Raw genomic sequence first — 8,881 nt, 5'->3', positions numbered from 1 at the left:
TGAAAGCTAAGCAACAAGAACAGCGCTTACTTGATAAGCAACGCAATATTCTGGCAGTGGCAGGATTACTGCAACCGAGAATGCCAGCAGAAGAAGTACAGAGTGAGTTTGCGCAGCGGATTGAACCGCGCCTGCTGGATTTGCAGAGCGGTGAGTTTATTCAACAAGATCCGGCAACCTTTGATCGCGTGCAGGCACTGCGTGATAACCAAATGAGTATTGCACTGACACCCGCACAGGATATGGCCGGTATTCGCCGTCGAGCGAATGTGGTTGAAATTTATCTGGTGCGCAGTGAAAGCGGGCAGGTCGATAAAATTGTGTTACCGATTTACGGTTCTGGTTTGTGGTCAATGATGTATGCCTTTGTTGCTATCGACACTGACGGTAAAACCGTACGTGGTATCACTTATTACGATCAAGGTGAAACCCCTGGGCTGGGTGGTGAAGTTGAAAACCCGATTTGGCGTAACCAATGGATTGGCAAGCGGTTATTTGACGATCAAGGGCAACCGGCTATTCGTATTGTCAAGGGGCGAGCGCCTGCTAACGATCCCCATGCAATAGATGGTTTATCTGGTGCGACGCTGACATCCAATGGGGTACAAAACAGCTTTGACTTTTGGCTAGGTGAAAACGGCTTTGGCCCGTTCCTGAAAAAAGTGCGTGAAGGGGGGTTAAAAAATGGCTGATAGCAAAGAGATTAAACGGGTCTTATTGGGGCCGTTATTTGATAACAACCCGATTGCGCTGCAAATTCTGGGAGTGTGCTCTGCGTTGGCAGTTACCACCAAATTGGAAACGGCTTTAGTGATGACACTGGCGGTAACCTTGGTTACAGCATTCTCCAGCTTCTTCATCTCATTGATTCGCAATCATATTCCAAACAGCGTACGTATCATTGTTCAGATGGTGATTATTGCCTCATTGGTCATTGTGGTGGATCAGATTTTACGCGCTTATGCCTATGAGATATCCAAGCAGCTATCAGTATTTGTTGGCCTGATCATCACTAACTGCATTGTGATGGGGCGCGCAGAGGCTTATGCGATGAAATCTCCACCAATCGAAAGCTTTATGGATGGCATCGGCAATGGCTTGGGCTATGGCGTGGTGTTAGTGCTGGTAGGTTTTGTCCGTGAGTTGATTGGCTCCGGTAAATTGTTTGGTGTGACGGTACTGGAAACTGTCCAGAATGGTGGCTGGTATCAGCCTAATGGATTGTTCCTGTTGGCACCTAGTGCATTCTTTATTATTGGCTTGCTGATTTGGGGCCTGCGAACCCTAAAACCTGCGCAGATTGAGAAGGAGTAATTGATGATGGAACATTACATCAGTCTGTTTGTCCGCGCAGTGTTTGTTGAGAATATGGCGTTAGCATTCTTTCTGGGAATGTGTACTTTCCTGGCAGTTTCCAAGAAAGTCTCGACAGCCTTTGGCCTTGGCATTGCGGTAACCGTCGTCTTGGGTATCTCTGTGCCTGCTAACAATTTGGTTTATAACCTGGTTCTACGGGATGGCGCATTAGTTGAGGGGGTTGATCTCAGTTTCCTGAATTTTATTACCTTTATTGGTGTTATCGCCGCCATTGTGCAGGTGCTAGAAATGATCCTGGATCGGTATTTTCCCGCGCTGTACAACGCACTGGGTATTTTCCTGCCACTGATTACGGTGAACTGCGCCATCTTCGGTGGGGTGTCGTTTATGGCACAGCGTGATTATAACTTTCCTGAATCCATCGTTTATGGATTTGGTTCCGGTATTGGTTGGATGTTAGCCATTGTCGCGTTAGCAGGTATTCGTGAAAAAATGAAGTATGCCAATGTACCTGCGGGTTTACAGGGGCTAGGGATCACCTTTATCACTACCGGATTGATGGCCTTAGGGTTTATGTCTTTCTCCGGCGTGAACTTATAAAGGCAGGAATAATTCATGGAAATAATTCTAGGCGTAGTGATGTTCACCCTCATTGTCTTGGCATTGACGGTGATGATTTTATTTGCCAAGTCAAAGCTGGTGAATACTGGTGATATTACAATTGATATAAATGAAGATGCAGATAAGAGTTTCACTGCTCCGGCAGGGGACAAGCTGCTCAATATGCTTTCCAGTCATGGCATATTTGTTTCTTCCGCGTGTGGCGGGGGCGGCTCTTGTGGGCAGTGCCGTGTGACGATTAAAGAAGGCGGTGGCGATATTTTGCCCACGGAGCTTTCTCATATTTCAAAGCGGGAAGCCAAAGAAGGTTGTCGGCTGGCATGTCAGGTTAGTGTGAAACAAAATCTGAAAATTGAATTGCCGGAAGAGATCTTCGGGGTGAAAAAGTGGGAATGCGAGGTTATCTCTAATGATAATAAAGCCACATTTATCAAAGAGCTGAAGCTGAAAATACCGGATGGTGAGGTGGTGCCATTCCGCGCTGGGGGCTTTATCCAAATTGAGGCTGAACCCCATACGGTAAAATACGCTGATTTTGATGTGCCTGAGGAATATCGTGGCGATTGGGATAAATTCAATTTATTCCGGTTTGAATCAGTAGTGACGGAGCCAACAGTGCGCGCTTATTCCATGGCAAACTATCCGGAAGAGCACGGTATTATCATGCTAAATGTGCGTATTGCTACGCCACCACCGTCAGTACCAGATGCTCCACCAGGAATCATGTCTTCCTATATTTGGTCGCTAAAACCGGGTGACAAAGTGGTGATTTCCGGGTCGTTTGGCGAGTTTTTTGCCAAAGATACTGATGCGGAAATGATCTTTATTGGCGGCGGCGCGGGTATGGCCCCAATGCGTTCGCATATTTTTGATCAGCTTAAACGGCTGCATTCAAAGCGTAAAATCAGCTTCTGGTATGGTGCGCGTTCACGGCGCGAGATGTTTTATGAAGAAGATTTTGATCAGTTACAGGCTGAAAATGATAATTTCCGTTGGCATGTGGCTTTGTCTGACCCGCAGCCAGAGGACAATTGGACGGGTTATACCGGCTTCATTCATAACGTGTTATTAGAAAACTATCTTAAAAATCACCCAGCACCTGAAGATTGCGAGTTTTATATGTGTGGTCCGCCAATGATGAATGCGGCGGTCATCAAGATGCTGAAAGACCTTGGGGTGGAAGATGAAAACATTATGCTCGATGATTTTGGTGGCTGAGTTGCCACCACTCGGATTTCTACATTAATTGGGGATATTGTGCGAAAACATATAATGCATTGGCTAATGGCGACTGTGGGGGTTTTGTTGCTAACAGGCTGCGGTCCTGAGCAAATCAATCTTGAAGGTAAAACGATGGGCACCTCATATTCAATCAAATATGTGAGTGACTCATCAACCCTCAGCCCGAAAAAGTTACAACAGGAAATAGATCGCGAACTGGAACAGGTTAATGATCAAATGTCGACTTATCGACCGAATTCCGAGCTGAGCCGTTTCAATAAAAGTCAGCAAGTGGATACGCCATTTCCTGTTTCTATTGCTACCGCCAAGGTGGTACGTGAGGCTATTCGTATTAATCGCCTGACGGACGGAGCGTTGGATGTAACTGTCGGGCCGTTGGTTAATCTATGGGGCTTTGGCCCAGAAGGACGACCAAATGTGGTGCCTACTGATGCTGAGATCACCAAACGCCGGGAATGGGTTGGTATTGATAAACTTGCCGTAGAAAATGGAGCTTTAATCAAACATATTCCTGAACTGTATGTTGATCTTTCTGCTATAGCTAAAGGATATGGGGTCGATGTTGTTGCCGAATATTTGGAAGCGCAGAATATCGATAACTATATGGTTGATATTGGCGGTGAGGTTCGGACTCGGGGTAATAATGGGGAGAATAAACCTTGGCGCATTGCTATTGAAAAGCCTATTGCAGGGTCAGAGCAAAGTGCGCAAGAGATTATCGAACCCGGTCGAATGGCTATCGCAACTTCTGGTGATTACCGTAATTACTTTGAACAAAATGGCGTGCGCTATTCACATACCATTGATCCTGAAACCGGGCGGCCAATTAACCATCGCTTAGTTTCCATTACTGTTTTAGACCCAAGCTGTATGACCGCTGATGGGCTCTCGACTGGATTAGGCGTGCTTGGGCCGGAGCGAGGAATGACATTAGCTAATTTATTGGGTATTCCGGTATTTATGATAGTGAAAACTGATGATGGTTTTGAGGAGCGTTCTTCAGAGTCGTTCAAACCTTATCTGCAAAAGCGGCTGTGACAGGAGAGGGATATGTTAACTGTTTTTATCGCGTCCTTTGTCTTTTTTCTCTTGGTCATTGCTGGGATGTCGCTGGGTTATATCGTAAAACGTAAAACCTTACAGGGCAGTTGCGGAGGCATTAGTGCTTTGGGTATGGAGAAAGTGTGTGATTGCCCCGAGCCTTGTGATTCGCGTAAGAAACGGTTAGCCAAAGAGTCCGCTCGTCAGAAAGCTCTGGAGCAGTATCGCATTCTATAGCTGGGATCTAAATTGTCTTACTGTCTGTAAAACCCCTCGCTTAATAAGGATTTGAGCGAGGGGTTTTGTTTTTTATATCCTAAATAATTCGAGTGGTAGGCAGTCAGCACACATGCAGTTTGAAATATGACGGTATAGTTATTTATTGTCGTGGGCTATCTTTTTAAATTGGCTTGGAGAGTCGACCATTACACCATTAGCACCTAACTCTTTTGCTTTCATATAATCTTCAGGAGTATTAATTCCGAAGAAAATAATATGTGCATTTGTATTTTTACGGAAACAATCAACGGCTTCTTTATCCCAACTTAATACTGCTTTAGAACGCCCTTCACCCAGAGTGTATTTTTCCACTACCTCAACATTACGGTGTAATTCCAAACCATACCAGCGCTCTTTATTATCTGCTGGTAGTTCACATTTATGAGCCATTGTAATATTGGCTAACTGCGTTCGAGTAAAGTCTCGGCTTTCAAAATGCTGAATTTGATGTGCAGCATCACTTTTTTCATTAACCGCATCCAATGCTTTCAGATAACTATCATTGGTCGAGTAAACTCGGGTTCTGCCTAGCCTGTTTCCTTCGCCTTTGGTGGTTGCATTCAGCGTTTTTTGTAGTGCTTCGGCAAAGGCAACTGGGTTTGCATCTGGTGATTTAATGTCGAGGTAAAATGTTGTTGTCGGGAAGGTCTTCAATACTTCATCCAGCGTAGGAATGCCAATGCGTGGAGCTGACTTAGGTTGAATATTATGTTTTTCATTATAGTTAACGCTGGCATCAAAGCCGGTGAGTTGTTTGGCGGTATAGCCAGAAACTTTCCCTGATTTATTGGTCAAGTCCTCAAGGAGAATAGGGCGATACAATACTGGAATATTATCCTTTGATAACTGTAGTGTTATCCAGATTGCATCTGCACCATTAGCCAATGCTTTTTTAATGGCTGGAATTGTATTTTCAGGTGCATCGGCTGTTCCACCCCGGTGAGCAATAATTTGTGGTGCTTGTTGGGGCATTGTTGAAGTGACTGAATTAGCATTTGTTACAAAAGTAGTTGAGAGTAATAAAGTAGCCATAATATAATTTCGCATAATATTTAATTTCCATCCATTGACTGGTGATGAGTTGTTGCAGGGTGATGTTAATCATATAGCCAATATTATTTGGCTTTGTCGAATTTAATGATTTTTTATTAAAAATAAATGACAAAAATGGAAAAAAAGCCAATAACAGAATTCAATTCTGTTATTGGCTAATTTGGTTGCCACATTGATTAGGATAATTATGACTATCGCCTATGGCGAATTAACGTCTTATATTATTAAAAGAAGTATTTGGCGCTAATTTCTCTCAGACAAAAGTGGTTTATCCATCTGAACCAGAAAATTCTGTAAGAATCTTAAAAAACATTAGTGAAGCATGCAAAGGTTGTATTAATGTTACCTGTAATTTTATTGGGTGGTCGCGCCCTAAGTAACAGGTCTCAAGAAGGAATGCAGTGTGTCGAAATTGCGAGTGGGTGTGATTTTTGGCGGTAAATCAGCTGAACATGAAGTGTCATTACAGTCGGCCAAGAACATCGTAGATGCGATTGATAAAGAAAAATTCGATGTGATGTTATTAGGTATTGATAAACAAGGAATATGGCATGTTAATGATGCATCTAATTACTTGTTAAATGCAGAAAACCCAGCATTGATTTCCCTGAACCATTCAAACAAAAATGTCGCGCTGATCCCAGGCCAAGAGCATCAGCAGCTGATTGCTACCGATAATGCCTCTGCATTGGCTCAGTTGGACGTCATTTTCCCGATTGTCCATGGGACATTAGGGGAGGATGGATCCTTGCAAGGCCTGCTACGCATGGCAAATATTCCTTTTGTCGGCTCCGGTGTTGTGGGTTCTGCGGTTAGCATGGATAAAGATATTACCAAGCGTTTATTGCGTGATGCTGGGTTGAATATCGCACCATTTATTACCCTGACACGGGCGAATAAAGATAACTATATTTTTGAGCAAGTTACGGCAAAACTCGGGTTACCTTTATTTATAAAGCCAGCAAATCAGGGTTCCTCTGTTGGTGTGAGTAAAGTGCGTAATGCATACGAATATGAGCAGGCGGTAGCATTAGCCTTTGATTTTGACCATAAAGTGCTGGTGGAATCGGCTATTGTTGGGCGAGAAATCGAATGTGCAGTTTTGGGCAATGATAATCCGCAAGCCAGTTTGTGTGGTGAAGTCGTTATTAGCGACGAGTTTTATTCCTATGACACAAAATATATTAATGAAACCGGTGCTCAGGTCATTATCCCTGCATCAATAGACAGTGCCGTCAGTGATAATATTCGTGCAGTCGCTTTAGCAGCATTTCGCGCACTTGAGTGCCGTGGTATGGCTCGGGTCGATGTTTTTTTAACGGCCGATAACACCATAATTATCAATGAAATAAATACCCTTCCTGGATTTACCAATATTAGTATGTATCCTAAATTGTGGCGCGCTACAGGGGTTGGCTCGACGGAATTGATCACCACACTGATTGAGCTGGCTTTAGAACGTCATCAGCAAGATAAATCACTGAAAAGCTCTATTCTTAAGTAACACTGACTATCACGAATTCAATGATAAAAAGCTGCCGCGCGCAGCTTTTTTATTGAGATGTTATGCGCATACAATCAATTTGACAAAATGTCATAAAGTGACAATACTTCAATTATGAAACTAACAGAAGATCAACTCCTGTTGCGGGAGAGCAAAAAAATCGTTGAAGCACTGGGCAAAACATTTGCACCCTTAGTGGAATTTGTCTTGCATGACCTGACTCAGCCTGAACATGCTATTGCGGCGATTTCAAACAACTTATCCGGTCGGGAAGTCGGTGAACCAGCGACTGAACTGGGGTTGAGCCGTATTGCTGATCCTAACTTCCCTGAGGTCATCCTTAACTATCCGAACCAATTTCCTGATGGCCGTCCGGCAAAAAGTACATCAATTGGCCTGAAAAATAGCAAAGGAGAGTTTATCGGGGCTCTCTGTCTGAATATGGACATCTCCCTGTTTTCTGCCGTTAGTGCCAGCCTGTCACAGCTGACACAAACTACGCCCACCGAAATTCAAGAGTCTTTGGCATCACCTCGCCTTGAGATGTTACGGACTCAGTTGGAACAATTTGCAGCGGCGCACAATACCACGCCACGCGCACTGAATCCGGCACAGCGGCGTGAAATTGTCCGTCAATTGGCACAGGCCGGTTTGATGGATTTGAAAAATGCCCAGACCGTGGTTGCGAATAATCTGGGTGTCGCCCGCTCGACTGTCTATACCTATCTCCCTACTGAAGGAAACTGAAGATGGCCCCATTAGCAATCTGTTACGACGATATTGTTCAAGCACATCAGCGGATTACTGGGGTTGCGCTCAAAACTCCGGTTTTGACCTCATCCACTGCCAATGAGCAGACCGGCGCGCAGCTGTTTTTTAAATGCGAAAATTTCCAGCATATGGGGGCATTCAAATTTCGAGGGGCCTATAACGCGCTGGTGAAATTATCGCCGCAACAGCAAGCAAAAGGGGTTATTGCTTTCTCGTCGGGTAATCATGCACAAGCTATTGCTTTATCGGCTCGTAAATTAGGGATTCGCGCTGTTATTGTCATGCCTAAGGATTCTCCAGCGGTCAAAATTGCGGCGACCCGTGGCTATGGCGGCGAAGTGGTGCTGTATGACCGCTACCTTGAAGATCGCGAAGCTATTAGCAATAAACTGGCACAGGAACAGGGGCTAACATTAATCCCGCCATACGATTATCCGGATGTGATGGCCGGCCAGGGGACAGCGGCGAAAGAATTATTTGAAGAAGTGGGTGAGTTGGATGTGCTGCTGGTACCACTTGGAGGCGGGGGGCTGTTGTCTGGGTGTGCCACAGTCGCCAAAGCGCTTTACCCCAATTGTCAGGTAATTGGGGTGGAACCTGCCGCGGGTAATGATGGGCAACAGAGTTTCCGCAGTGGAAAAATTGTTAAGATTGAAACGCCAGTGACCATTGCGGACGGCGCACAAACACCGGCTTTAGGTCACTACACTTTCCCGGTCATTCAGGAGCGAGTTGATAATATTCTGACTGCGACTGATGATCAGTTAATTTCTGCGATGAAATTTTTCACCAGTCGAATGAAGATTGTGGTTGAGCCCACCGGCTGTTTAGGGGCAGCGGTGGCTTTTGGTGACCAGTTGGATCTACGCGGTAAACGAGTTGGGGTCATTATTTCGGGCGGTAATGTTGATTTAGGGCGTTTGGCTCACTTTATTGATAAGCCTTGATGATGTCTGAGCCTATCTTGATAAATTCAACATCAGGCCTGCCGCCGGCGGGCCATTATAGCCATGCTGTCTGTGCGGGCGGTATGATCTATCTCTCCGGTCAATT

10 protein-coding genes are annotated in these 8,881 nt (G+C 44.9%); 9 read left to right on the top strand and 1 reads right to left on the bottom strand.

Translation table 11 applies throughout. The annotated features are described in order from the left end of the window. The 6 genes from ACNSO8_RS01705 to nqrM all read left to right on the top strand — a co-directional run. Positions 1-692, top strand: a 692-nt coding sequence (locus ACNSO8_RS01705) for a Na(+)-translocating NADH-quinone reductase subunit C (protein WP_418393634.1), incomplete at its 5' end; no start/stop codon positions are given. Continuing rightward, a complete protein-coding gene (locus ACNSO8_RS01700) occupies positions 685-1,314 on the top strand; it encodes an NADH:ubiquinone reductase (Na(+)-transporting) subunit D (protein WP_005160493.1) in 630 nt (209 codons plus the stop codon). The genes ACNSO8_RS01705 and ACNSO8_RS01700, both read left to right, overlap by 8 nt. A 6-nt stretch (positions 1,315-1,320) precedes the next feature. Then, the gene (gene nqrE, locus ACNSO8_RS01695; protein ID WP_004392325.1) at positions 1,321-1,917 is read left to right on the top strand and encodes an NADH:ubiquinone reductase (Na(+)-transporting) subunit E; all 597 of its coding nucleotides are present in this window, start codon (positions 1,321-1,323) and stop codon (positions 1,915-1,917) included. A gap of 15 nt (positions 1,918-1,932) precedes the next feature. Continuing rightward, positions 1,933-3,156 carry an NADH:ubiquinone reductase (Na(+)-transporting) subunit F gene (gene nqrF / locus ACNSO8_RS01690; RefSeq protein WP_418393633.1) on the top strand — a complete coding sequence of 408 codons (1,224 nt, stop codon included), beginning with the start codon at positions 1,933-1,935 and terminating at the stop codon, positions 3,154-3,156. Between the two features lie 39 nt (positions 3,157-3,195). Continuing rightward, positions 3,196-4,218, top strand: coding sequence for an FAD:protein FMN transferase (locus ACNSO8_RS01685; protein WP_418393632.1), 1,023 nt, complete (start codon positions 3,196-3,198; stop codon positions 4,216-4,218). Positions 4,219-4,230: 12 nt separating this feature from the next. Beyond that, positions 4,231-4,458 (top strand): (Na+)-NQR maturation NqrM, encoded by a 228-nt coding sequence (nqrM, locus tag ACNSO8_RS01680; protein WP_019081358.1) that lies wholly within the window; start codon positions 4,231-4,233, stop codon positions 4,456-4,458. Between the two features lie 138 nt (positions 4,459-4,596). Here the strand turns inward: nqrM and ACNSO8_RS01675 are convergent, their stop codons facing one another. Beyond that, positions 4,597-5,547 (bottom strand): glycerophosphodiester phosphodiesterase family protein, encoded by a 951-nt coding sequence (locus ACNSO8_RS01675; RefSeq protein WP_418393631.1) that lies wholly within the window; start codon positions 5,545-5,547, stop codon positions 4,597-4,599. Positions 5,548-5,956: 409 nt separating this feature from the next. On the opposite strand from ACNSO8_RS01675, the gene ddlA reads away from it, so the two are divergent. The 3 genes from ddlA (at position 5,957) to ACNSO8_RS01660 (ending at position 8,775) form a co-directional block, all read left to right on the top strand. Continuing rightward, the gene (gene ddlA, locus ACNSO8_RS01670; RefSeq protein ID WP_019081356.1) at positions 5,957-7,057 is read left to right on the top strand and encodes a D-alanine--D-alanine ligase; all 1,101 of its coding nucleotides are present in this window, start codon (positions 5,957-5,959) and stop codon (positions 7,055-7,057) included. 114 nt (positions 7,058-7,171) lie between these two features. Next, positions 7,172-7,804: a helix-turn-helix transcriptional regulator gene (locus ACNSO8_RS01665; RefSeq protein WP_011816929.1), complete on the top strand. Its 633-nt coding sequence runs from the start codon at positions 7,172-7,174 to the stop codon at positions 7,802-7,804. Between the two features lie 2 nt (positions 7,805-7,806). Then, positions 7,807-8,775 carry a threo-3-hydroxy-L-aspartate ammonia-lyase gene (locus tag ACNSO8_RS01660; RefSeq protein WP_411928553.1) on the top strand — a complete coding sequence of 323 codons (969 nt, stop codon included), beginning with the start codon at positions 7,807-7,809 and terminating at the stop codon, positions 8,773-8,775. The last annotated feature ends 106 nt before the right edge of the window (positions 8,776-8,881 follow it).

Source organism: Yersinia sp. LJYL362 (assembly GCF_048323875.1).
Note: the sequence above shows the minus strand (reverse complement) of the source record. Positions and strands in the feature narration are given on the sequence as shown.

Coding starts and splice junctions, on each gene's coding strand:
- nqrM (WP_019081358.1), top strand. CDS start 4,231: ATGTTAACTGTTTTTATCGCGTCCTTTGTCTTTTTTCTCTTGGTCATT.
- nqrE (WP_004392325.1), top strand. CDS start 1,321: ATGGAACATTACATCAGTCTGTTTGTCCGCGCAGTGTTTGTTGAGAAT.
- ACNSO8_RS01675 (WP_418393631.1), bottom strand. CDS start 5,547: ATGCGAAATTATATTATGGCTACTTTATTACTCTCAACTACTTTTGTA.
- nqrF (WP_418393633.1), top strand. CDS start 1,933: ATGGAAATAATTCTAGGCGTAGTGATGTTCACCCTCATTGTCTTGGCA.
- ACNSO8_RS01700 (WP_005160493.1), top strand. CDS start 685: ATGGCTGATAGCAAAGAGATTAAACGGGTCTTATTGGGGCCGTTATTT.
- ACNSO8_RS01665 (WP_011816929.1), top strand. CDS start 7,172: ATGAAACTAACAGAAGATCAACTCCTGTTGCGGGAGAGCAAAAAAATC.
- ACNSO8_RS01660 (WP_411928553.1), top strand. CDS start 7,807: ATGGCCCCATTAGCAATCTGTTACGACGATATTGTTCAAGCACATCAG.